Annotated in this window: 19 protein-coding genes, 1 pseudogene and 1 riboswitch; of the genes and pseudogenes, 12 read left to right on the forward strand and 8 right to left on the reverse strand. The window is 65.5% G+C overall.

Annotated elements, in window-relative coordinates; all coding sequences use genetic code 11:
• Positions 1 to 5: 5 nt before the first annotated feature.
• A complete protein-coding gene (locus tag ACSYG9_RS03685) occupies positions 6 to 434 on the forward strand; it encodes a hypothetical protein (protein WP_440125863.1) in 429 nt (142 codons plus the stop codon).
• 6 nt (positions 435 to 440) lie between these two features.
• Here ACSYG9_RS03685 and ACSYG9_RS03690 read toward each other — a convergent pair whose 3' ends face one another.
• The gene (locus tag ACSYG9_RS03690) at positions 441 to 821 is read right to left on the reverse strand and encodes a VOC family protein (RefSeq protein ID WP_440125864.1); all 381 of its coding nucleotides are present in this window, start codon (positions 819 to 821) and stop codon (positions 441 to 443) included.
• Positions 822 to 911: 90 nt separating this feature from the next.
• Between ACSYG9_RS03690 and ACSYG9_RS03695 the strand changes: the two genes are divergently transcribed.
• Positions 912 to 1,292 carry a nuclear transport factor 2 family protein gene (locus ACSYG9_RS03695; protein WP_440125865.1) on the forward strand — a complete coding sequence of 127 codons (381 nt, stop codon included), beginning with the start codon at positions 912 to 914 and terminating at the stop codon, positions 1,290 to 1,292.
• A 77-nt stretch (positions 1,293 to 1,369) separates the two neighbouring features.
• Positions 1,370 to 2,467 (forward strand): CoA transferase, encoded by a 1,098-nt coding sequence (locus tag ACSYG9_RS03700; protein WP_440125866.1) that lies wholly within the window; start codon positions 1,370 to 1,372, stop codon positions 2,465 to 2,467.
• A 34-nt stretch (positions 2,468 to 2,501) separates the two neighbouring features.
• Here ACSYG9_RS03700 and ACSYG9_RS03705 read toward each other — a convergent pair whose 3' ends face one another.
• A complete protein-coding gene (locus ACSYG9_RS03705; RefSeq protein ID WP_454841186.1) occupies positions 2,502 to 5,774 on the reverse strand; it encodes a protein kinase domain-containing protein in 3,273 nt (1,090 codons plus the stop codon).
• Positions 5,775 to 6,342: 568 nt separating this feature from the next.
• On the opposite strand from ACSYG9_RS03705, the gene ACSYG9_RS03710 reads away from it, so the two are divergent.
• The gene (locus ACSYG9_RS03710) at positions 6,343 to 7,575 is read left to right on the forward strand and encodes a DUF222 domain-containing protein (protein WP_454841188.1); all 1,233 of its coding nucleotides are present in this window, start codon (positions 6,343 to 6,345) and stop codon (positions 7,573 to 7,575) included.
• 24 nt (positions 7,576 to 7,599) lie between these two features.
• Here ACSYG9_RS03710 and yczR read toward each other — a convergent pair whose 3' ends face one another.
• Together yczR and ACSYG9_RS03720 are read right to left on the reverse strand one after the other, a co-directional pair.
• Complete coding sequence (yczR, locus tag ACSYG9_RS03715; RefSeq protein ID WP_454841190.1) at positions 7,600 to 9,057, reverse strand: MocR-like transcription factor YczR; 1,458 nt, start codon at positions 9,055 to 9,057, stop codon at positions 7,600 to 7,602.
• 172 nt (positions 9,058 to 9,229) lie between these two features.
• On the reverse strand, positions 9,230 to 10,519 hold the full coding sequence (locus ACSYG9_RS03720; protein ID WP_454841191.1) for an adenylosuccinate synthase: 1,290 nt from the start codon (positions 10,517 to 10,519) through the stop codon (positions 9,230 to 9,232).
• Between the two features lie 245 nt (positions 10,520 to 10,764).
• Here ACSYG9_RS03720 and ACSYG9_RS03725 point away from each other — a divergent pair, with 245 nt between their 5' ends.
• On the forward strand, positions 10,765 to 11,415 hold the full coding sequence (locus ACSYG9_RS03725) for a hypothetical protein (protein WP_440127523.1): 651 nt from the start codon (positions 10,765 to 10,767) through the stop codon (positions 11,413 to 11,415).
• Between the two features lie 13 nt (positions 11,416 to 11,428).
• Here the strand turns inward: ACSYG9_RS03725 and ACSYG9_RS03730 are convergent, their stop codons facing one another.
• Genes ACSYG9_RS03730 through ACSYG9_RS03740 form a run of 3 tightly spaced genes read right to left on the reverse strand, consistent with a single transcriptional unit; the run spans position 11,429 to position 15,392 of the window.
• Entirely contained in the window at positions 11,429 to 12,430 is a 1,002-nt protein-coding gene (locus ACSYG9_RS03730; protein ID WP_454841193.1) for a TauD/TfdA dioxygenase family protein, read from the reverse strand.
• Positions 12,431 to 12,456: 26 nt separating this feature from the next.
• Positions 12,457 to 14,691, reverse strand: a complete 2,235-nt coding sequence (locus ACSYG9_RS03735) for an arylsulfatase (protein ID WP_454841195.1) — start codon at positions 14,689 to 14,691, stop codon at positions 12,457 to 12,459.
• Positions 14,688 to 15,392 (reverse strand): TetR/AcrR family transcriptional regulator, encoded by a 705-nt coding sequence (locus tag ACSYG9_RS03740; RefSeq protein WP_454841196.1) that lies wholly within the window; start codon positions 15,390 to 15,392, stop codon positions 14,688 to 14,690. Before ACSYG9_RS03740 ends, ACSYG9_RS03735 begins: the two co-directional genes overlap by 4 nt.
• Positions 15,393 to 15,641: 249 nt before the next feature.
• On the opposite strand from ACSYG9_RS03740, the gene ACSYG9_RS03745 reads away from it, so the two are divergent.
• Positions 15,642 to 17,210, forward strand: coding sequence for an ABC transporter substrate-binding protein (locus ACSYG9_RS03745; RefSeq protein ID WP_454841197.1), 1,569 nt, complete (start codon positions 15,642 to 15,644; stop codon positions 17,208 to 17,210).
• A gap of 73 nt (positions 17,211 to 17,283) precedes the next feature.
• Here the strand turns inward: ACSYG9_RS03745 and ACSYG9_RS03750 are convergent, their stop codons facing one another.
• A complete protein-coding gene (locus ACSYG9_RS03750; protein WP_440125878.1) occupies positions 17,284 to 17,862 on the reverse strand; it encodes a TerD family protein in 579 nt (192 codons plus the stop codon).
• A gap of 213 nt (positions 17,863 to 18,075) precedes the next feature.
• Between ACSYG9_RS03750 and ACSYG9_RS03755 the strand changes: the two are divergent.
• From ACSYG9_RS03755 to ACSYG9_RS03780, 6 genes and pseudogenes are all read left to right on the forward strand, one after another.
• Positions 18,076 to 19,124, forward strand: a pseudogene (locus ACSYG9_RS03755) (glycosyltransferase family 1 protein).
• Entirely contained in the window at positions 19,121 to 20,200 is a 1,080-nt protein-coding gene (locus ACSYG9_RS03760) for a glycosyltransferase (RefSeq protein WP_454841198.1), read from the forward strand. Before ACSYG9_RS03755 ends, ACSYG9_RS03760 begins: the two are co-directional and overlap by 4 nt.
• Positions 20,197 to 21,195, forward strand: a complete 999-nt coding sequence (locus tag ACSYG9_RS03765; RefSeq protein ID WP_454841200.1) for a glycosyltransferase — start codon at positions 20,197 to 20,199, stop codon at positions 21,193 to 21,195. Before ACSYG9_RS03760 ends, ACSYG9_RS03765 begins: the two co-directional genes overlap by 4 nt.
• Positions 21,192 to 22,034, forward strand: coding sequence for a glycosyltransferase family 2 protein (locus ACSYG9_RS03770; protein ID WP_454841202.1), 843 nt, complete (start codon positions 21,192 to 21,194; stop codon positions 22,032 to 22,034). The genes ACSYG9_RS03765 and ACSYG9_RS03770 overlap by 4 nt, the downstream gene beginning before the upstream one ends.
• Positions 22,031 to 22,149, forward strand: a riboswitch (cobalamin riboswitch). (Overlaps the previous gene by 4 nt.)
• A 35-nt stretch (positions 22,150 to 22,184) precedes the next feature.
• Positions 22,185 to 23,384 carry an ABC transporter substrate-binding protein gene (locus ACSYG9_RS03775; RefSeq protein WP_454841204.1) on the forward strand — a complete coding sequence of 400 codons (1,200 nt, stop codon included), beginning with the start codon at positions 22,185 to 22,187 and terminating at the stop codon, positions 23,382 to 23,384.
• A complete protein-coding gene (locus ACSYG9_RS03780; protein ID WP_454841207.1) occupies positions 23,381 to 24,406 on the forward strand; it encodes a FecCD family ABC transporter permease in 1,026 nt (341 codons plus the stop codon). Before ACSYG9_RS03775 ends, ACSYG9_RS03780 begins: the two co-directional genes overlap by 4 nt.
• Positions 24,407 to 24,439 lie beyond the last annotated feature (33 nt).

Consider the following 24,439-nt stretch of genomic DNA (forward strand, 5'->3'; position numbering starts at 1 on the left):
GCCGGATGGACTTGGGGGTCGACACAGAACTGACGTTGCTCGCGGCCGGATCGATATTCCTGCTCGCGCTGGCGCTGGGCGTGTGGAAATACCGCCAGATGGCAACATCGGAGACGCATCTCGCGCACCCGTATGTGGACATCGCGCACCGTTCGGCGTTGATGTATTCCTTCGCGACGCTGCTCGTGGCTGTCTTCGTCGAGCTCAGCGCGTGGCCGACCTGGGTGAATCTTGCGGCTACCGCCGTGCTCGTGGTGTTCTTCGTCGGCGCGATCGCCAGTTACGTCCTTCACGGTGCGTGGCGCGACACCACCAACCAGTTCGCGCATCCCACGCGAGGTCTGGGCGTCGCGATGGCCGCGCTCATCGTCGGCGAGATGGGCGGGTTCGCGGTGCTGCTCGCCGGGTTCGTGAAGGGGAGCTTCCTGACGTGACCTGGGTCAGGCGTGATTCTCGATGAGCGAGAGTACGTTGCTGTGCGGGTCGCGGAACCACGCGACCCGCAGCCCGTCGGGCGCGGTCCACGCATCGTGGTCGTCCTGATCCATACCGGTGTACCGAATGAAGTCGACGCCCTTGGAGCGGAGTCGTTCGACGGTCTCGTCGAGGTCGAGCACCCGCCAGCCCAGGGCGGTGTAACCGGTCTCGCCGCGCGACTGCACGAGGGTGACCCGCACGGGGGCTCCTTCGCCCCCGTCGATCACCAGCGTGAAGTTGTCCCGATCGATCTTCCGGAAGCCGAGGGTGTCGACATAGAACATCTCCGAGACATCGAGATCGGTGCTGGGCACGAAGCTCACGAGTTGGCCGCTGATCGTCATGGCACCACTCTGCTCCGTACGCGCCTCGGTCGGCAACAGATCGGGTCACATTCGTGTTGACACCGACCGCGTTCACCTAGTCTTGGACCTATGAGCACCTCGGAGATCGCGACCGTTCTGGCCTGGCACGATGCCGTCAACAGCAACGACATCGAGACCCTTGTGGAGTTGTCCAGCGACGACATCGTGTTGCCCACCGATGACGATGATCCCGACCAAGGCCTCGACGAACTGCGCGAATGGGCGACCTCGTCGGGCGTGACCCTCGAGATGGGACGTATGTTCGTGCACCACGGCATCGTCGTCGTCGAAGAGACGTCGACCTGGGCGTCCGACCCTGATACGCCGGTCGAGGAAGCCATCGCCTTCCGTGTGGTCGAGGACCAGGTCGTCACGGTCGTACGCCACGCCGACCTGCAGGACGCCTTCGAGGCGACCGGGCTCGGCGAAGCCGACCTGTACGAGCAGTGACGCAACCCATATGTTGAACGCTCGCTAAGGTACTCTCCGAGGCGTTAGTCCCTACGCACCGGAGTGAGGTTCGACGAGTGTCAGCTGAAGCAGTTGAGAAGAAGGGTCCCCTCGCGAGTATCCGCGTCGTCGAGTTCAAGGGGCTCGGCCCCGGACCGCACGCTGCGACGCTGCTCGCCGATCTCGGCGCCGACGTCGTCACGGTCCAGCGTCCCGGCGGCATCCCGCCGGAAGGCGCACGCGATCCGATCCAGCGCAACCGCCGCATCATCGAGGCCGACCTCAAGAACCCCGATGACATCGAGAACGTACTCTCGCTGCTCGAGCGCGCCGACGTGCTCATCGAGGGCTTCCGTCCCGGAGTGACCGAACGCATGGGCTTGGGCCCCGACGTGGTACTCGAACGCAACCCTCGGATCGTGTACGGCCGGATGACGGGGTGGGGTCAGGCAGGTCCGCTGGCGAACGCGGCCGGCCACGACATCAACTACATCTCCCTCACGGGCGTGCTGCACGCGATCGGCCGTAAGGGTGAACGTCCGGTGCCGCCGCTGAACATGGTCGGCGACTTCGGTGGCGGTTCGATGTTCCTGATCTTCGGCATTCTCTCCGCGCTCGTCGAGCGAGGTGTGTCGGGCAAGGGGCAGGTCGTCGATGCGGCGATGGTCGACGGCGCGCTGGCACTGTCGCACATGATGTGGGCGTTCCGCGGCCGCGGTGCATGGTCGGACGAACGCGGTGTGAACATGCTCGACACCGGCGCCCCGTACTACGAGGTGTACGAGACGAAGGACGGCAAGTACATGGCCGTCGGATCGATCGAACCGCAGTTCTACGCGCTGCTGCTCAAGGGTCTCGACCTCGACGCAGCCGAGCTGCCCGCCCAGAACGACATGTCGTCGTGGCCGGAGATGAAGAAGTTGTTCACGGAGAAGTTCCTGTCGAAGACGCGCGACGAGTGGTCGGCGATCTTCCTCGGCACCGACGCGTGCGTCTCCCCCGTACTCACCTTCGCTGAGGCACCCGCGAATGAGCACATCGCTGCACGGGGGTCGCTCATCGAGCTAGAGGGCATCACCCAACACGCTCCCGCTCCGCGGTTCTCCCGCACCCCGGCGGGCACACCGGCCGCGCCTGCCGGCGAGGCCACCGACATCACGACCCTCTGGGTCTGACCAGACGAGCGCAATGATTCGCTGCCACCCCGGATCAGTCGCGATCCGGGGTGGCACCGTGCTTTTCGCACTCTTCGACGAGTTCGAGAGCACGCTGCGCGCGGTGCAGGAATCCGCGTTGCTGCAGCAACACGAACCACTCGCTCGCCCACCGGTGGGCGAGCACGACGTGCTCGGGCGAGGGATCAGTGAGTAGCAACCGGATCGCGGTATCCTCCTCGATCTGGGCGGTGTGCAACGCAATTCCCGTCTCGGGACGGGGTCGGCCGTATTCGGCGACCGGCCGTGGATGTGCGATCGGGTACCCCAACCGGACACGTTCGTTCTCGACGGCCGCAGCAAGACGGTCCAGTTTCATCGTCGCGGCAGCGCGCGCACCGTCCTCCAATCGGGTCGCCGCGATGTCATGCCTGCCGCGCAGCGCCTTCACCCGAGCACCGATCACATACCGCGCAATCTTGAAATCCACGACGCCGCCCTCGGCCCCCAGCTCGTAGCCGTCGTCGAGTAGTCGTTCGGCCTCGTCGAGATCTCCCTGCTCGTACAGGTACTCCCCCAGCACCGACCCGGCGAGCAAGGCCGACGACGAGTGCGGTCCGCTGCCGAGTCGCGACAAGCGCCAGGCCTCTCGCAGTAGATCGCCCGCCGCATCGAGGTCGAGTTGTTCGCGTGCGGCGAGTCCGAGGAGCGCGTTGCCGTGCATGAGGTTGTACGGCCCGGCGTTGAGATCGTGGTAGGGAGCTGCGAGATCCTGCAACTGCCGCGCCTTCGAGAATTCGCCGCGGTAGACGGCGTCGAACGTCGCGGCGTTGAGACCCGACGACACGACGATCGGTGCGAGTGTGTCGGCGCGATCCAGGAGTCTCTCGACGAGCCCGTCGGCGGCGCCGGTTCGGTCGCGCCGCACGTCGAGGATGCTCCGCACCACTTCCACTTCGATGGCGGCGTCGACGGCTTCGTCGCCGATGATCCGGTCCGCGTCGAGACCACGTTCGACCCTCGCGAGCGCACGCTGACCGCGTTCGGTGTCGTGGGTGACGACGTAGGCCCACGCCAGGGCCAGCTGCAGCAGCGGCCGGACCGCCACGGCCCCGCGCGGAAGCTTCGAGACCAACCCCACCAATGTGGTGGCGCGGCCATCGGCCAGGAGGTCTCGGGCGTGACGTTCGACGATGTCGACCGCGTAGTCGCCGTCGGCAGCCGCGAGGGCATGGTCGACGGCTTCACCGGTCATCGCATGCTGTTCGAACCACTGTGCTGCAGTCCGGTGAAGTCCGGGCATGCGCTCCGGAAAGTCGCGTTCGAGTCGTTGTCGCAGGAACTCGGCGAACAGCGGCTGGAAGCGGAACCACCGTCCGTCCTCGTCGACGCGGTGCAGGAACAGATCGCGGTCCTCGATGTCTTCGAGCATCGCCTGACCGTGCCCGTGGCCGCTCAATACCGACGCCAGGCTCCCGCACGTCTGTTCCGTCACCGCCGCGGTGAGCAGGAAGTCGAGGAGTTCGTCGTCGAGTGAGGTGAGGACATTTTCGGTGAGGAACTGCCCGATACCGCGGTGCCGACCGGACAGGTGCGCTACCAGATGCGCGGGATCGTCGTGCCCCTGCAACGACACCGATGCCAATTGCAGGGCCGCGGGCCAGCCTTCGGTTGCTGCGACGAGATCGGCGACGGTGGCGTCGTCGAGCTCCGTATCGAGATGTCGCCCAAGGAACTTCTTGGTCTCGTCGATGTCGAAAGTGAGCATGCGGTGATCGATCTCGACGAGCTCGTCGAGCACCCGCATGCGACTCACCGGCAGCCCCGCACGGGTACGTCCGACCACCATGACCTGGAGGTGATGGCACCCGTTGTCGAGCAAGAATGCCAACGCTGCGATCGTCGCCGGGTCGGTGACACGATGCCAGTCGTCGATTATCACCACGAGTCGTTCTGCAGCGGTGTGGATCTCGTCGATCAAAGAGGTGAGCACGTAGCGTTCGGCATCGTCGCCGTGTTCGTCGAGCGCCTGACCCAGTTCCTGCGCGAGGGTGGGTCGCACCTGCCTGATCGCCTCGATCAGATGCGCGAGGAACCAGACGACGTTGTTGTCGTCGTGGTCGACGTTGAGCCACGCCACCGCGACACCCTGATCGTCGAGTTGATACCGCCATTCGATGGCGAACATCGTCTTCCCGAAGCCCGGCGGCGCATGCACCACGACGAGCCTGCGGCGGTGCTGCTCACCGAGCAGATCCAGCAACGACCAGCGTGCGACGAGACGCTTGGACGGAACCGGCGGGCGGAACCTCGTCGCCGGGGCAGGCGGAGTGGTCGATCGACTGCCTGTGCGCCGCGTGCGCACCCGCCCGCTCGTCGCGGCGGACGCTGCCGTGTGAGCCGCAGCCGTGCCGGAGTCCTTCAGGGCGTCGGCAACCGCGAGATCATCGACACGCAAACCGTGTTCGGCCTGCACAGTGCGCAGGATCTCGCCGAATTCGGCGGCGGTCTCGGGTCGGGAATCGGGGTCCACCGACATGGCCTGCTCGATCGCCGCGCACAACTCGCCTGGCACTCCATCTGCCCGCAGATCCGGAATCGGCTGTGTGGTCAGGCGTACGAACTGTGCGACGACGCGCTCGCCACTGCGGCGTTCGAACGCCGCGTGACCGGTGAGTGCACAGAAGGTCGTCGCTGCAAGGCTGTAGACGTCGGAGGAGGGGGTCGGGGCGCGACCGGAGAGCACTTCCGGGGCGGTGAAGGCGGGCGAACCGGTGACTTCACCGGTCGCAGTCTCGAATCCCCCGCGTATTCGGGCGATCCCGAAATCCGTGAGCTGCGGTTCGCCGAACTGGGTGAGCAGGATGTTCGCGGGTTTGACGTCGCGGTGCGCGATGCCGAGCCGGTGGGCGGTCTCCAGGGCGCCTGCCAGTTTGATGCCGAGCTGGAGTGCGTCGTGCCAGTGCAGCGGGCCGGACCGGCGGATCTGCGCGTCGAGTGAATCGCGGGGGTGATACTGCATCACCAGGTACGGCCGTCCCGAATCTGTGGTGCCTATCTGCAGCACGTTGACGATGTTCGGGTGGCCCGACAGTTGCCCCATCGCGCGCTGCTCGCGCAGAAATCGTTCGAGGTTGTCGATGTCGAGATCGGAAGTGAGGACCTTGACCGCCACGATCCGGTCGAGCGCGACCTCCCGGCAGCGATAGACGATTCCGAACCCGCCGCGGCCGATCTCTTCCGCCTCGACGAATCCGGCCGCAGCCAACTCCGCGGCGACGTCGGGTCCGGCGTCGCGCTGCGTCTGCAGCGGATCCTGCGCGGCCACGATCGACCCTCACTTCGTCGGACACAGACCCGGTCTCGAGTCCTGTATCCACGATATCGCCGACCACCGACACGGCACGGCGGGTCCGCGAGACCGACCGGTAAGGGCGCCACGCCCGTGCGAGCGGTGACGGTGTTCCGTCCGACAGCATCGTGAGCAGCTCCTCGGAGCAGTACCAGGGTCTGAGCAGCACCAGGGTCGCGGGGCCGGACCGGTCGGCCCTACCTACAAGAACTGTGCATTGCCTCGACGTGGCCGACCAATCTTCTCGGGCTTCTCGGGCCCGACGCCGGGCTACAGGTCCTGGACGTCAGCGACCCCGCGAATCCCGTTTTCACCCGCCTTGTTGACCGAGCCCGCGATGATCGGCGGGACCTGGGCTGTGCGAGCCCGGGCGCTGTCGATGGTCGACGAACAACAGCAGGAAGCTGTGTTGATCTCGATGTTGCTCGACAGGCGGGGCGCGTCGTTCTCCCCTATCCATGAAGCCGAACATTCACTCGAAATACTAGAACAAATGTTCGCACTTCTCCTTGTAATTCGAATCTGCGTTCTATAGAATTCGATCATGGGTGGGGGCCTCTGGAAATACGACGACACACAACTGACGGCCGAGGCGCTCGCCGTCTCCGCCGAAATCCATACCTGGCAGGTACACCGGGTGGATCTGATCATCGCGATGATCGAACGCGACACCGTCAAAGAGCACGGCTACCGCAGCCCCGCCCACTGGCTGTGCGCCGCCACCAACCTCGAACTCGGGGAATGCCACCGCATCGAAACACTCGCTCGGCTCTTACGGTTGGAACCGGAAGTGCGCGAAGCCTATTCATCCGGCCTTCTCGATGCACAGAAGGCACGGCAGATCGCCTACTTCTGCCAGCACTACCCCCGCACCATGAACCCCTGCGAGTTCGAGAAGGCCCGCGACATCCTCATCGAGCACGCCAGCAAGAAGGTCGCGACCACAGCGACCGTGCGGGCATTGATCCGCCGACTCGAACACCTCTTTGGCACCGGCGACGGACCACCACCGGGTGAAGACTCTTCACGCAACGAACTGTTCGTCTCGACCACCTGGCACGGCCGGGTCGTCATCAAAGGCGAGTTCGACGCGCTCACCGGCGCGCGTCTGCGGCATCTGCTGTCCCCGCTGGCCACACCACGACCGGAGGTAAATGGCGTCAAGGACGATCGGCCGGCGTCGAAACGCAACGCCGACGGGTTCGATCAACTCCTTCAGTTCGTCGAAGCCGCCGGACTCGTCCCGGTCGAAGGCGGCGTGAAACCGCACGTGACGGTCACCGCGTCGATCAACGACCTGACGACCAACACTGCGGTGAAAGAACTATTCGCGAACAGTCCCGAGCATGGATATGCGACCGAGCCGTGGGCCGGGCCGTTGTCGATCGACGCTGCCCGGATGCTTGCGTGTGATTGTCAGGTCACCCGGATCCTTCTCGACGAACACGGGGTGCCGCTCGCGCACGGGCAGACCCGCCGCACCGCGAGTCGGGAGCAGCGACGTGCCCTGGCAGTCCGTGACGGTGGATGCGCTTTCCCGGGGTGTTCGTCACCACCGGCGTGGGCGGATGCGCATCATCTTCGCCATTGGGTCGATGGTGGTGATACCGATCTCGACAATCTGGTATTGCTCTGTGGTCATCATCATCGGTTGATGCATCACACCGAGTGGGAGGTGGAGATGACCGGCGAGCGTCGGCCGCAGTTCATCCCGCCCGTGAGTGTGGATGTGTTCCGTAAACCGATCCCGGGGAACAGGCCGGATCTGGTCGCCTGACCGACAGGTCAACGAACCCAGCGATCAGACGACGAGCCGGGACGTCTCGAGGTCGCCGCCCTGCGCTACCTGTACATACGCGTCGGCCACTGCCGCCACCGCGTTCCGCAGCATGTCTGGGTGCTGCGTGTACGGCAACCGTACGAATCGTTCGAATGCCCCCTGCACTCCGAAACGCGGTCCGGCCGCGAGCAACACACCGTGGCTCGGTGCGATGGCCGCAAGTGCCGTCGACACCGGCTCCGGCATCCTCACCCACAACGACATCCCACCCTGGCCCGGGGCGTACTGCCACTCGGGCAAGCGGTCGTCGAGTTCCTGACACAGCGTCTGCCGCTGCTCTCGGAGCTGCGCGCGCCGTTGCTCGAGAAGGTCGTCGACGTCCGACAGCAGGTGCGCAGCCGCGAACTGCTCCATGACGGGCGTGCCGAGGTCCACACCCGATCGGGCTCCGGCGAGCCGCACGATCATCTCGCGGTCGGCGCGAATCCATCCCACGCGCAACCCGCCCCACAGGGATTTGCCGGTCGATCCGACCGTCACCAGCGAGGAACCGGCCGGGAACGACGCAACAGGCGGGGGCGGCGGCGCGTCGAGCCACAGGTCCACCATCGTTTCGTCCACCACCAGGGTCATGCGGGCGTCGTACATGATGCGCGCAAGTTCGGCGCGACCGTCCTCGTCGAGACACAGACCGGTGGGGTTGTGAAAATCGGGGACGAGAAACGCTGTGCGCGCGGCGGTCTGGCGGGCGGCACCGGCGAGCGCTCCGAGGTCCCACCCGCCGGAGGGCCCGGCCTCCGGTCGCACCGGCACCGGGATCGGACGCGCACCGTGCCGCCGGATGGCTTCGAGCGCATTCGGATAGGTCGGATGATCGACGATCACTCGGTCGCCCGGATCGGTGAGCACACCGAGCAGCAAACGCATCGCGTGCTGGGCGCCGCTGGTGACCATGATCTGTTCGGGCGAGGTAGGAAGCCCGCGTTCCCGGTACCGGCGCGCGATCACCTCGCGCAGCGCTATCACACCGATCGGTTCCATGCCGTGTGACGACAGGTACGCCGACATCGACCGCAATGCCAGTCCGTACGCGGCCTCGATTTCGGCGGCGGGAGCGGGGAGCGAGGCATTGCTCATGTCTATCGCGTCGTTTCCGGGTGCTGCCATCACCTTGACGGCACCGCGAGCACGCGACCCGGCAGGCATAGCAACGGTGCTGCGCGCGCCTTGCCGGCTGCGCAGGTAACCCTCGTCACGCAGCGCCGAATACGCCGAGGTGACGGTGGTGCGGCTCAGCGACAACGCAGATGCGAGTTCGCGCTCGCTCGGCAATGCCACACCCTGTGGGACCCTACCGTCGTGCACCAGGAGGCGGATGCCGTCGGCGAGGGCCCGGTAGGCCGGCCGAACATTGCCGGCGTCCTGCCAGTTTCCGAGGTCGCGGACCAACGAACCGGCCCCTATCGCACGTGTGATCACCGGTCCAGTATCGCGGATAGTGGACTGCCATCGAACAGGCCAGTGAGCGCCAGAAGCTCGGTGAACCGGAGGGCTCCGTGGGCACCGAGCAGGTAAGCAACCAAAAAGTGAGGTTCGCATTGCTGCTGGTTCACCATCGGTGATGCGAACCTCACTTTTATGGTGCGTGCCTTCAGGCGAGGATGTCGCGCCGCACGATCGTTTCGTCGCGGCCCGGCCCGACACCGATGCACGAGATGAACGCGCCGGACAGCTCCTCGAGACGCAGCACGTAGTTCTGTGCGTTCTTGGGAAGCTCTTCGAAGGTGCGGGCATGGGAGATGTCCTCCCACCAGCCGGGCATCTCCTCGTAGATGGGCTTGGCGTGATGGATGTCCGTCTGCGTCATCGGCATGTCGTCGACGCGCACACCGTCGACCTCGTAGCCGACGCAGATCGGCACGGTGTCGAGACCCGACAGCACGTCGAGCTTGGTGAGGAAGTAGTCGGTGATGCCGTTGACGCGCGTGGCGTAGCGGGCGATGACTGCGTCGAACCAGCCGGTGCGGCGCGCGCGACCGGTGGTCACGCCGACCTCACCACCCTGCTTGGCCAGATATTCGCCGTGGTTGTCGAACAGCTCGGTCGGGAACGGACCGGAGCCGACACGCGTGGTGTACGCCTTGAGGATCCCGAGGACCGTGGTGATCCTCGTGGGTCCGATGCCCGAGCCCACAGCCGCGCCGCCTGCGGTCGGGTTCGACGACGTCACGTACGGGTAGGTGCCGTGGTCGACATCGAGCAACGTGCCCTGCGAGCCTTCGAGCAGCACGGTGTCGCCGCGTTCGAGCGCCTCGTTCAGCTGCAGACGAGTGTCGGCGATGCGGTGCTTGAATCCTTCGGCCTGGCCGAGGACCTCGTCGACGACCTGCTGCGGGTCGAGAGCCTTGCGGTTGTAGATCTTGACGAGCACCTGGTTCTTGAACTCGAGAGCCGCCTCGACCTTCTGGGTGAAGATCTTCTCGTCCAGGACATCGGCGACGCGGACACCGACACGCGCGATCTTGTCCTGGTAGCACGGGCCGATACCGCGGCCCGTGGTGCCGATCTTCTTCGCGCCGAGGAAACGTTCGGTGACCTTATCGATGGCCACGTGGTACGGCATGATCAGGTGAGCATCGGCCGAGAGCAGCAGACGCGAGGTGTCGACGTCGCGCTCTTCGAGGCCTGCGAGCTCGTCGAGCAACACGCCCGGGTCGACGACGACACCGTTTCCGATGACGTTCGTGACGCCCGGCGTGAGGATGCCCGACGGGATCAGGTGCAGCGCGAACTTGTCACCGTTCGGCAGCACGACGGTGTGGCCTGCATTGTTCCCGCCCTGGTAGCGCACGACCCACTGCAGACGTCCGCCGAACAGATCGGTTGCTTTGCCCTTGCCCTCGTCGCCCCACTGGGCTCCGATCAGGACGATTGCCGGCATCTCGCGCTCCTCAAGCAGGTTGTTCGTGCGGGCGGTCTCGCCTGCAGGGTCCTGCCCGATTCCGGGCAGCAGCCGGGACCACAGTGTAGTCCACCATCGACCGAGCTCCGGTTTCGGTATCCGATTACTCTGCCCGGCCCGCCACGATCCGGGGTCCCCACGACCGGCACCGGTTCGGATTACAGTGGACGCCTGACCGACGGCCGCCCGATCGTGACCAGCAAGGAGATCAGTTGACCCCGGTAGTGCTCAGATGCGGCGATGTGCCACTCCCCTTGGCACTCACCTCAGTAACCGCGCTGTCGGCTCCTGCGATTCCGGAGAAGGACGACTTCGAGGATGTGTTCGCCCACATCGAGTCGGTGGACGACCCCCGACTGATCATCGTGGGCGACGACGCTGCATTCGCGGCAACACTGACACGGCTGATGCGCACCGACCGCCTCGGGGTCGAGGTCGCGTTCGTCCCCGAGTCGCGGACACCCGCGACGGAAGCCTACGGATTGCGCACCGGTTCGAAGGCCGCGTCCATTGCACTACAGGGTGAGGCCAAGTCGATCCCGCTCATCCGCGACGACGCGGGGGTGGCTCTCGTGGGGCGCGCGCTCGTCCGCGGCGACGAGAACGGGCTCGTGGGTGAGGCATACGTCGACGACACCCGCTTGTTCTCCGGCACGGTGCCCGGCATCCGGATCGAGCCGACTCCGCAGATGCCGGGACTACGCGCCGCCGTCGACCGGGCCCGATGGTTCGGCGGCTACAAGTGGCTCACCGGCAGGGCCGTCCAGCTCGGTTCTCCCGAGGCTTTCCTCACCCGCGACGGTGTCCCCAATTCTCGCGCGCTCAAGCGGTCGACCTTCTACCGCCACGAGACGAAGTGGAAACTGGTGCGCTGAGACGAGTCCACTTCTACACGCTTGCGAATCCCGGTAGCCGCACTGGATTGTCGACCACGGAATAGGTCGAGGCGTCGCCGTCACGGACTCGGCTGGTGTTGCCGTGCACGTCCACCGGCACGTCCCCCGCAAGGGTCGTTCGTCGCAGCTCCCGGGGATGGTCACCGTAGTCGGCCACACCGTAGTGCTGAGTGTTGCGGTTGTCCCAGATGGCGACGTCTCCGTCCGCCCAGGCCCACCGCACTGTGTTTTCGAGTTTCGTGATGCGATTCTGCAGCAACGAGAACAGGACGCTGGTCTCCGAGGCCTTCAGGCCGACGAAATCGCGGACGAAGTGGCCGAGGAGCAAGCTTCGCTCCCCCGTTTCGGGGTGTACACGCACCACCGGGTGCTCGGTCTCGAACGGCAGCCTCGCGAATCCACTCCGGAAGTCCTCCTTCGACTTCGAGTAGTTTCCGCTCAACTGTTCGGGAGCGAGCGCTGCGGCATAGTCGGAACGGTTGGAATGCACCGCCCGCAGATTCTCGACGAGCAGGCGCAGCGGGTCGGGCAACTGCTCATAGGCGGCAGTGGTCGACGCCCACGTCGTGGCACCTCCGTAGGGCGGCACTTTCACCGAACGAAGAACCGATGCCTTGGGGATCCTGTCGACGAAGGTGACGTCGGTGTGCCAGCCACTCGCGGCTCCTTCGAGGACCAGTGTTTTTCTGTCGTCGGCGCCCAGGGACGGATGCGCTGTGGTCGGAACGCCGATTCGCTCGCCGAACTCGTATTGGATTTCGTCGGTCAGGTGGTGCTGGCCACGGAAGAAGATCACCTTGTTCACGGCGAGCGCATACCTGATTGCAAGAGACGTTTCGTCGGAGACGTCTCCGGACAGCGTGACGCCGTCGATGACGGCCCCGAGTCGGTGGCCGACCTTATGGACCGTGATTCCCCCGTTCGCGTAGATTTCGAATGCGGCGTCGGCGGATGTTCCTGTGGAGACGGGGGTTCCTACGGACGAGTCGATCATGGTGCGACTTCCTTTCATCGGTATTGTCAATCGATCTGCATCGCGAATCGGATGACGTCCTTCTCCGCTACCGGTCGGCTTCCGGTCGTTTCGACGGTGATTCGATGGAGCACGCCGTTCCACGCGAACGGCGGTTCGTAGTCTTTGCACACGGGCAGCCCCCTGTCGTGTCCGAGGGTCAACGATGCGCCACCGTGCTGCCACGCGTGAGGCAGTTCGTGGTTGCTGTCGGCGGCCCCGACGACGGCATCATCGATGACCGCTTCGACTCTCAGCAACCCGTTCGGTGCGGGCCGGAATGCACATCCGACGCTGTGCCGTCCTGCCGTCAGCGGCCGATCCGCGACCACTCGGATCTCTCCGCCCGGTGTCGCGGCGACCACCGTCAGGATGCCGCGGTCCACGAACCCGGCGAATCCGCCGGTCCAGTCGCCCAGCGCGAACAGAACCCCCTCGGCGCCTCCTGCGAGCACATCCACGTCGGCGAGGACACGACCACCACCGGTCATCCGTGGCAGCGAGTCGTCGGAGATGGGCCCGCCCTCCGGGTACAGGGTGAGCACCGAGGGGACCGGATAATGTCGCGGCCTGATGCCCGCCCCTCGACCCCGCAGGCTGTCGGCGAGCGGGGTCACGTTGTTGCGGTCTGCCTCGATGAACCACTGGCGTTCGAGGGCCAGGACGACGGCCGGGTGTTCGCCGGATACATCGTGCGCCTCGGAGAAGTCCTCGTCGAGGCGGAACAACGACCAGGTGTCGGTGTCGAAGTCCCTGCTCCCTTCCATCAGGAGTTCCTCGTCGAGAACACCTTTCGATACATGGTCGGTCGTGGCCTTCCATCCGTCGGCGATGATCGAGCGGGATCCGAGCATCTCGAAGTACTGGGTCGTTCGGGGCGGCGGCGACGCAGCATCCTCGAACGACGGGAGCAGACTCGCGCCATCGACCGGGAGTTGATCGACACCGCCGACCGTATCCGGCATCGTCACGCCGCACGCGTCGAGGATCGTGGGCAGAATGTCGATCGCATGGGCGAACTGATCACGAACCCCACCGGCGTCGCGGATTCCGCTGGGCCAGTGCACGATCATGGGAACGCGGGTGCCGCCGAGCCAGGTGTAGCGCTTCCACAGCCGGAACGGCGTGTTGCCTGCCCATGCCCATCCCCACGCGTAGTGCGGATATCCGTCGAGTCCGCCCCAATCCTCCAGGAGTGCCGCACTTTCCGAGACGTCGTCGCGGATGTGATGCGTGAACCTGTGCTCGTTGTGCGTACCGCCGACCCCACCTTCGGCGCTGGCACCGTTGTCGGACATCAGGAAGATCAGTGTGTTGTCGAGGACCCCGAGCTTGTCGAGACTGTCGACGACCCGCCCGATCTGTGCGTCGGTGTGGGTGAGGAAGCCTGCGTAGACCTCATGCATCCTCGCGTAGACCCGGCGCTCCTCATCGGTCAGCGAATCCCAGTCGGGTACCCACGACGGCCGGTCGGTCAGCGTCGTGCCTGCGGGTACGACCCCGGTTGCGAGTTGCCTCTCGAACACCTCCGCTCGCCAACGTTCCCAGCCGCCGTCGAACTGCCCTGCGTAGGCATCGGCCCACGACCGTTCGACATGATGCGGCGCGTGCATGGCCCCGGTCGCGAAATACAGGAAGAACGGCCTCCCGGGCGCCGACTCCTGCTGGCCGACGACCATCCGAATTGCCTCGTCGGCGAGGTCTTCGGTCAGGTGGTACCCGTCTCCTGGTCCGCTCGGAGGGGCGACATAGGTGTTGTCGCGCACCAGCTCGGGCGCCCAATGATTGGCGTCGCCGCGAAGGAAACCGTAGTACTTCTCGAAACCCATCCCGAGCGGCCACCGATCGAACGGTCCCGCGCTGCTCCGTTCGCCCGGCGGCGTCAGGTGCCATTTTCCCACCGCCATGGTGCTCCAGCCGGCGTCCCGCAAGATCCGCGGCAATGCCGCGGCCGTCGGAGGGATACTCGCGGTATACCCCGGTTCGGTAGTGGGAATGTCGGAGAGGAAGCCCATCCCCACGGCGTGGTGGTTACGGCCCGTGAGCAGCGCCGCACGAGTGGGTGAGCACAGTGCCGTCACATGAAAACGATTGAATCGCAGCCCACCCGAAGCGAGCCGGTCGATGTTCGGAGTCGCGATATCGGACCCGTAGCAACCTATCTGCCCGAATCCGAGGTCGTCGAGGAGGATGACGACGATATTCGGTGCCCCTTCGGGGGCCCGATTCAGGGGAATGCTCATGAAGTTTCCGATCGGTTCTCGTGTGCGCGCAAAGCAGCGGCCGTCGCTTCCGACAGGGGTGTGGCAAGCGCCTGCGCGGCAGTGTCCAGCAGGTCGGTGACGAAGACGTCGAACGGCAGCTCCGGAGTCTCACCGTTCGACAGTTGTTGTTCGAAACTCGCCAGAGCGAGCAGGCAGTTGGCAAGAACGATGTGAATCCGCCGGTTCCGGAGGGCCGCCGGTACGTACGACATCTGCGCCCTGATCATCTCTGCCACGCGAATCGCGATCGGACTGATCGGCCGTTCGCCGCCGCCGAACCACGCTGGAATCTCGTTGAACCGGTACAGGAACACACGAGTGAGGAAACCGACGTATCGGCTGTCCGGGTCGGGTACCTCGTCGGCCAAGGGAAGAAGCACGACGTCGAGGCACTTCCTCACCGACGGCACTTCTCCACTGGACATCGCGCTTTCGAACAGTTCGGCACGCACCGCATCGACGCGCTGGAGACGATGAGCGAATACTGCGTCGAGCAATCCTTCTTTGCTTCCGAAGTGATACTGGACCGCGTAATTGTTGGTCTGCCCGGCAGCTGCCGCGATCTGTCGTGACGACACGCCTTCCGGCCCGTTCTCGGCCACCAGCTTCTCGGCCGCCGAGATCAGAAGCAATCTGGTCTTCGATCCGTCGACAGGCTGCAGAGGATTCGAATCCTGCATGCTCTTCGAGTCTTTCACAGTTCCGGTCTCCGGTTTCAGTCGATCGATTCTCGCAAGCTATCCCCGGTTCACAGTTAAGTCAACCGTTCGAATCGAGAAATTTCTATTCCGGGAAATTTTCAGCAGTTTGGGTTCGAACGGTTGACTTAACCGGAGTTCGAGGCTTACTTTCGGATCGATTCCGACGCGTCCGGCATCCGCCGTCCGCCCTCTGCGCTTCGCCCGTTCGGTAAGCCGCCCGAGAGGTTGATGATGATCAGACCCCATTTCGCAACGACCGTGCTCTTCACCACCCTCTCGGTGCTACTCCTCACCGCGTGCGGCTCGAGCCCGAGCGAATCACCCGCTCCGTCCGTCGCAGGCGACCCGGTGCCCGGAGGGCAATTGAGTGTTCTGCAGATCGGCGAGCCCAGAACACTCGATCCCGCCGGTCTTTCCAATACATGGGTGCACCAGCCCATGCTGGGTAACGCCCTCTACGGGAACCTGATGATCAATGATCCCGACACCAACGAAATCGAATACACCATGGCGTCAGGATTCGACAGCACCGACGGTGGTACCACCTACGAGCTCACGCTTCGGCCGGGTCTCATGTTCACCGACGACACGCCGCTCGACGCTGCCGCCGTCCAGTTCAACTGGGAGCGGCTCCGCGACCCCGCACTCGGCTCCACCGCCGTCCGCCAGGCTTCACAGATCGCAACTACCGAAGTGGTGGACGCGACCACGCTGAAGGTCGTTCTGCACGAACCGAATCCCAGCTTCCCGCAGGGGATGCTGGCCACATCCATGAACTGGATCGCTTCACCTGCCGCACTCGAGAAGGGCCGAGCAGCATTCGACGAAGCGCCTGTCGGGGCCGGACCGTTCGAGCTCACGCGATGGATGCGGCAGGGTACAATCGAACTCGAACGCAACCCGGATTACTGGGATGCGCCCAAGCCCTACCTCGACGCGATTACGATTCGTTCGGTATCGGACACCAACCAGCGGGTGAACGCGATCACCACCGGCGACGCCGACCTCTCTGCGGAAACCAATCCGTCGAGCATCACCAGGGCCCAGAACTCGGGAGCACAGGTTTCCACCGTGTCTGCCGGCGGCGGGCAGTACCTGGGAATGAACTTTCGACGCGCGCCGTTCGACGACGTGCGTGCTCGCCGGGCGGTCGCGCTGGCCGTGGACCGCGACATGATCAACTCCGTCGTGTTCAACGGTGACGGCGAAGTGCCGCATACTCTCTTCCCGGCGGACTCACCGTTCTATTCCGATATCCCGCTACCGGAGCAGGACAAAGCGACCGCTCAGGCGTTGTTCGACGAGTTGGCCGCCGAGGGAAAACCCGTCGAGTTCACGTTCACGACATACACCGGCGTCGACAATGTGGCCACCGCCGAATCCCTGCAAGCACAGCTCGGCGCCTACGACAACGTCTCGGTGGAGGTCGAAGTGGTGGACTTCCCCACGGGCGCCGCGAGGGCCGGTGCGCACGATTTCGACATGATGGTCTCGTCGGCGATCACCCAGGACCCGGACTACGCGCTCTGGACAGCGTTCCACTCCGAGTCGACCGGCAATTTCATGGGGGTTTCCGACCCTCGACTCGATGAAGCACTCGATGCAGGCCGAACCGCGGAGACGATCGACGAACGCACCCAGGCCTATGAAGTCGTCCAGCAACGGATCACCGAACTCCATCCGGGAGTCTGGTATGTCCGGGCCACGCCGTCCGTGATGATGGGCGAGGACGTTCACGGGCTGCGGCTCTACACCCTGGCCTCGCCGCTACCCGAGGAGCTCTGGATCGAGGACTGAGCCCGGCCGAAAACGACGCGTGGGGTGCCCGGCAGACGCCGGGCACCCCACCTTTGCCTTTCCGTCCGCGCGCTCAGCCGATGTTCACGCCGTAGTCCCGCGCGATACCCGCGAGCCCGGACGCATAGCCCTGTCCGATGGCACGGAACTTCCACTCGCCGCCGTGCCGGTACAGCTCACCGAACACCATCGCAGTCTCGGTGGAGGCATCCTCGGTCAGGTCGTAGCGGGCGAGTTCGCGGTCGTTGGAGCGATCGACGACGCGGATGAACGCGTTGCGGACCTGACCGAAGGACTGGCTGCGCGCGTCGGCGTCGTGGATCGACACCGGGAACACGATCGACTGCACGTCCGCAGACAGGGCGACGAGGTCGACGTTGATCGATTCGTCGTCGCCGTCGCCCTCACCCGTGAGATTGTCGCCGGTGTGCTCGACAGCGCCGTCGGGCGAACGCAGGTTGTTGTAGAACACGAAGTGCTGGTCGGAGAGCACCTTGCCGCCCGCTCCCGCGACCAGAGCGCTGGCGTCGAGGTCGAAGTCGGTGCCTGTGGTTGCGCGGACGTCCCAGCCCAGGCCGATCGTCACTGCCGTGAGGTTCGGTGCCTCCTTCGAAAGCGAGACGTTTCCACCCTTGGCCAAGCTGACACCCATACCGGTCCCTTCGTTCGATGGTCGTTACCTGCCACCCTAGCCAGATCACCCGAATCGGGCATGAGTGCGGCGGTACTACCTCTCCGGTGTAGAGACCCGTCGGCCCGGGTATCCCGTTCGAAGACCAGGAGCAGCAGAAAATGCGCCCGCGCGCAGTCGCCGAGAGGGCGCCCCAGAAGAAGGCAGGTTCGTGTGACAGTTCGTGTTGCGTCCGTGCCCGCCTCGCACGTCTACGTGCGGCACCTCGCATGTCCGGACGGCGACGACGTGACCCGGCTTGCAGATCCGGTGCCGGAAGATGGACGCAAGATCCCCGGGGGCTGGTGGCCGCCGTTGATGCTCGAACCCGGCTGGGTGAACGACCACCACACCGAATTCGACGTCTTCCATCTTCACTTCGGGTTCGATGCGGTGAGCGCGGAGCAATTGCAGGATGTGGTCGCCGAACTCGCCCGGCATCGCAAGCCGCTCGTCTACACGGTGCACGATCTGCGTAATCCTCACCATTCGGAGCCCGGGGACCACCATAAGCAGCTCGACGTGCTGATCCCGTCGGCTGACGAACTCGTCACCCTCACCCCGGGGGCGGCCGACTACATCCACCGGCAGTGGGGTCGACGCCCGACGGTCCTGCCGCACCCTCACGTCGTCGAACGGCGTTGGATGGAACGTCCGCGCACGCCCGGCCCGTTCGTCGTGGGAGTGCATGCCAAGAGTCTGCGCGCCAATATGGATCTGTTCCCGGTGCTCGACACCCTCAGCGAAACCGTAAGGACGCTGCCCGGCGCGGTGTTGCAGATCAACGTGCACGACGAGGTCTTCGACCCGGACAACAAATACTGGTTCAACCCCAAGGCGGTGCGCACATTCAGCGTTACGGCGACGATGCGCAAGTCGACGTCCGCGTACACCGATACTTCTCCGACGACGAACTGTGGCGATACCTCTCCGGCCTGTCGGTCTCGGTGCTTCCGTATCGTTTCGGAACCCATTCCGGTTGGCTCGAAGCATGCTTCGACCTCGGAACCGCCGTGGTCGCGCCGAGCTGTGGATTCTACGGCGAACAACGTCCGTGCGGGGTCTACACCTTCGACGAGACGAGGTTCGATCCCGCCTCCCTCGACCGAAACGTGCGAGAGCTCTACCACAGCAAGAGGTTTCCGCGCGGGTCATGGACTGCGCGCATGGACGAACGTCACGACCTCGCGTGCGCCCATCGGAACATCTACGAGCGGGCAATCGCCAGGTGCGGTGTGCTGTGACGATCAAGCCACTTCGGATCGCGCTCATCGCGTCGAACCGGTATCCCATCCGGCAACCGTTCGCGGGCGGCCTCGAAACGCACGTGTGGCACCTGGCACGCGCCCTCTGCAAGGACGGTCACGAGGTGACGCTCTATGCCGCGCCGGGTTCGGATCCCGACCTGCCCGCCTCCTTCCTCGAAGTGCCCGCGTTCGACGTCAGCGCGGCGACCCGCCGCGACGAATCGATGCCCGCGCGCGGCTTCCTCGGCGACCACCACGCCTACCTGTCGTTGATGCTCGCATTGGCAGGACCTGCGGGCGATGCATACGACGTCGTCCACAACCACAGCCTGCACTATCTTCCCATCGCGATGGCGCGCACACTGCATACCCCGATGTTGTGCACCCTCCACACCCCTCCCACGCCATGGCTCGAGTCGGCCATCGCGGCACCCGGCGGTTGCCCCGGCACATTCGTCGCGGTCAGCCGGCACACCGCATCAGCGTGGGAGCACGCGACCGGGCCCATCTCGGTGGTACCCAATGGCGTCGACCTGTCTGCGTGGCCGGTCGGACCGGGTGGAGACGAACTGATCTGGTTCGGCAGGCTCGTGCCCGAGAAGGGGGCGCACGTCGCGATCGACGCGGCCCGGCGCGCCGGATACCGGTTACGGCTTGCCGGACCGATCAGCGACCCCACCTACTTCACCACCAACGTCGAACCACGTCTCGGCGCGGACGCCACCTACCTGGGGCACCTCCCCCAGCAGGAACTCGCTGCTGCAGTGGGCAATTCAGCCGCATCGATCGTCACTCCACAATGGGACGAGCCATACGGGCTCGTGGTCGCCGAATCCCTCGCATGCGGAACCCCGGTCGTCGCGACGGCTCGCGGTGGAATCCCGGAGTTGGTGGACGAGACCAGCGGTTGCCTGGTCGGCCCGGACGATGCCGCGGCACTGGCCGCAGCGATACCGCACGCCGTGACGCTCTCGCGTGCCGCCGCCCGCGCACGCGCAGAGCAACGGTGTTCCGAACGCACGATGGTCGATGCCTACGTTGCTTTGTACCGGCAACTCGCGGGGGCCACATGATCGGCTATTACATTCATCACCATGGGCACGGGCACCGCACTCGTGCGGCGAGCATCTGTGCGCATCTGGAGACCCCGGTGACAGCGCTGTCGTCGGCCCCGCTCGGGTTGTGCGCCGACGTCGTCGCCGATGTGGTGGCGCTGCCTCGCGACGACCGGTCCGTGGACACCGCGCACGACCCCACCGCACACGATGTCCTGCACTGGGTGCCGACTCACGACGATGGCCTGCGCGAGCGCATGCACGCGCTCGGTTCCTGGATCGCCGAGGCACGTCCGCGTCTGCTGGTGGTGGACGTGTCCGTCGAGGTGACCCTTCTCGCCCGCTTGTACGGGATCCCCGTGGTCGTCCTCGCGATGCCGGGTGATCGCACCGATACAGCACACACACTCGCTTACCGGGTCGCCGACCATCTGATTGCTCCGTGGTCGCGGGAGGTATACGACCCGCCGTGGCTGCATCCGTACGCGGACAAGACGACGTACGTCGGCGGCATCAGCCGTTTCGACGGACGGCCCGCTCCCTCCCGGACCTCGCGCATCTGTCCGCGGGTGGTGGTGATGAGCGGCAGCGGGGGGTCGTCGATCACGAACCGCGACCTGCACGGATACTCGACGCGTTTCCCCGCCTACGAGTGGCGTGGACTCGGCCTGGAGGGCGGGTCCTGGGTCGACGACCCGTGGCAGTTTCTCACCGGAGCCGACGTGGTGATCGGACACGCCGGACAGAACACGGTCGCCGACATCGCCGCTGCCGCACGACCGGCCGTCATCATTGCGGAGCCACGCCCCTTCGACGAACAGCGCTCGAGCGCTGCCGCTCTCGACGCCGAAGGCTTGGCCGTGGGGCTCGACGGCTGGCCCGACCCGGGACAGTGGCCCGAGCTGATCGGACGTGCGCGCAACCTGGACCCGATCGAATGGAAACGGTGGCGGGTCGAGGGCGCGGCGGCAAGGGCCGCGGCGGTCGTGGACCAGCTGGCAGGCACATCGTGACCGTCGCGGTGATCACCGTCGCCGCAGGCCGGAGTGTGCATCTGCGTCGGCAACTCGAAGGAGTGGCCCGAAGCGGGTACGTACCCGACGAGCACATCGTGGTGGCGATGGGTGATCCCGCGGTTGCCGGGGTCGTTGCAGCGGCAGGAGCACCCGCGCAGGTCGTGCCGATGGATGTCCCAGGAGCGACACTCCCGGTGGCGGCTGCACGGAACCTGGGCGCGCAGGCGGCGACCTCAGATCTGCTGGTGTTTCTCGACGTCGACTGCATCCCCGCACCCGGCCTGCTCGGACGGTATGCGGACGCTGCCGAATCCCATCCCGGGGCTCTGCTCAACGGGCCGGTCACCTATCTTCCGGAACCCGGCCCGCAGGGGTACGTCCTCGACCGCCTCACCGATTCGGTTGCACCGCATCCGGCTCGTCCATTTCCGCCCGACGGCGAGATCGTCGTGAACACGGCGCATGACGTTTTCTGGTCGCTGTCGTTCGCGGTACGAGTTCCGGTGTGGCAACGGATCGGCGGGTTCTGCACCGACTATCACGGCTACGGCGGCGAGGACACGGACTTCGGACAACTGGCTGCGCGAGCGGACGTACCGATGGCGTGGGTCGGCGGCGCGCACGCCTTCCACCAGTACCACCCGGTGTCGAGCCCTCCGGTCGAGCACCTCGACGACATCCTCGTCAACGCAACCCTGTTCCATCGGCGGTGGGGGTGGTGGCCCATGCGGGGCTGGCTCGACGAGTTCGAACGCATGGGTCTCGTCGAACACGATGTCGCTGCCTGCCGGTGGGTTCGCACCGCGGTGGAATCCCCGCTCAGACGGTTGTGCTAATTTCAGCGCGTCATTGTGACGACAGATGAGGAAGCCGGTGCGAATCCGGCGCGGTCCCGCCACTGTATCCGGGAAATCCCGGGAGCCAGATACTCACGTTGCCACACCTCACTGTCCGGGGCGGATCTCCCCGAGAGAGGCGTCATCGCCATGCGTGTGCGCGCAGCATCTCCGAAAGTTCTCGTGTCACTGGTAGCTGTAGGCGTGGTGCTGACCGCCTGCTCGACCGCCACGACCGCACCCGAGATGGACACCACGGCGGACGGGTGTATCACGGACTTCGACGCGACAGTCGACTACTTCCCCGACAAGTCCGAGATCGTCGATGCCGAGAACTTCTCGATCACCTACGAGAACAGCTACCAGGTACTCACCGTGGAGGAACCGTTCCCCGGCGGCTCCCCCGAATCGTACGTGCTGGTCAAGTGTGGTGCACCCGCTCCGGAACTGTCCGCAGAACTGGCCGATGCCCAGCAGATCACGGTGCCGATCTCGAGCTTGTATTCCGGTTCGACCACGCACCTTCCGCTCGTCACCGAACTCGACGTGCTCGACGTCCTCACCGGTGTGTCCAATGGATCCATGGTCAGCGACACCGCGGTCGTCGACCGCATCGCCGCCGGTGATGTCACCGAGTACGCGTCCGGCGGCACGATCGACACCGAAGCCGTCGTGGTTGCCGCACCCGACGTCGTGATGACCGGCGGAATGGACGACCCCGCATACACGCAGCTGCGTGAAGCCGGGATCGGTGTGGTCGCGAACGCCGAGTGGCTCGAATCGTCACCGCTGGGTCGCGCCGAGTGGATCAAGGTGATGGCCGCCCTGACGGGCACGCAAGCCCGCGCCGAAGAGGTCTACGACGGTATCCGCAGCGACTACCTGGAGGTCGCCGACAAGGCTGCGGGAGCAGAGCCCGCACCGGCGCTGCTCGGCGGTATGTCGCAGGGCACCTGGTACATGTCGTCGGGCGGCAGCTACATGGGCCGCCTGTTCAGCGATGCCGGGGCCACGTGGCCGTGGCAGGACGTCACCAGCACCGGGTCGCTGCCCCTCGACTTCGAAGCCGTGATCGCGGAGTCCTCCGACGCCCCCACCTGGCTCGTCGTCAACAGTTGGACCTCCATCGGTGACGCCCTCGCCGACGACGAACGCTACGGCGAACTCGCGGCGGTCGGCACCGGTCAGGTATGGAACGCGAACAAAGCCCTCGGGCCGGGCGGCGGCAACGACTACTACGAGCGTGGCGTGCTCCGACCCGACCTGGTCCTGTCCGACCTCGTAGCGATCCTGCATCCCGAACTGCTGCCCGATCACAAGTTCACGTTCTACCAGCAATTGCCGGCATGACCACCGTGCTCGGCGCAGCACCTGCGGTCGCTGAGAACTCTGCTCCCCCCGTCCGCGCCCGGCGGGTGGCGGTGGCGTTCTCCGCGCTCGTCGCCGCGCTCGTGGTCGCCACCGTGGTATCGGTGACGGTGGGGTCGGTCACGGTGCCTCTCGACGAAACTCTGCGCGTCCTGATCGGGCAGGACGCGCAGAATCCTCGCTGGGGCATGGTCATCCACGACCTACGGCTGCCCCGCACGCTCACCGCGATCGCGGTGGGCGCGGCACTCGGCATCGCCGGTCTGCAGATGCAGACCCTGTTCCGCAACGCCCTCGCCGACCCGTACATCCTCGGCGCGAGCTCGGGTGCGAGTCTCGGTGTTGCGATCGTCGTCGTGGCCGGTGGCGGCGGAGCCAGTGGATTCACAGCGAATCTCGCCGGGCTCGGCCGCACGGGAGTGGTCATCGCTGCAGCGCTCGGCGCAGCGGCCGTGTTGATGCTGATCGTGGTGTTGTCGCGGTGGGTGCGTTCGGCAGTGACACTGCTGCTCATCGGTGTAATGCTCGGATCGGCGACCACAGCGGTCGTCTCCGTACTCCTGGTCTACGCCGACCCGCAGCGCGCTCAGCAGTTCCTCGTATGGGGCCTGGGCAGTTTCACCGCGACCACATGGTCGGATCTGAAGTTGCTGATACCCGTGGTGATCGGGGGCACAGCCGTGGCGCTCCTGACGGTGCGGGCCCTGAACGCGCTGCTCCTCGGTGAGGGATACGCCCGCTCCATGGGCATCGATATCCGCGTCGTCCGGTTGACGACGGTGGTGTCGGCCGCACTGCTCGCAGGCGTCACCACTGCGTTCTGCGGGCCCATCGGATTCCTCGGTCTCATCGTTCCGCACCTGTCGCGCATGGCATTCGGCACTTCCGATCATCGAGTACTGCTGCCCGGAGTCGCACTGTTCGGTGCGGTGGTGGCGTTGGTGTGCGGTGTGGCCAGCCAGATGCCCGGCACCGACACGGTGTTCCCGCTCAATGCGCGGTGACCGCACTCGTCGGCGCGCCGGTCGTCATCATCG

The organism is Rhodococcus sp. SJ-2 (genome assembly GCF_053750035.1).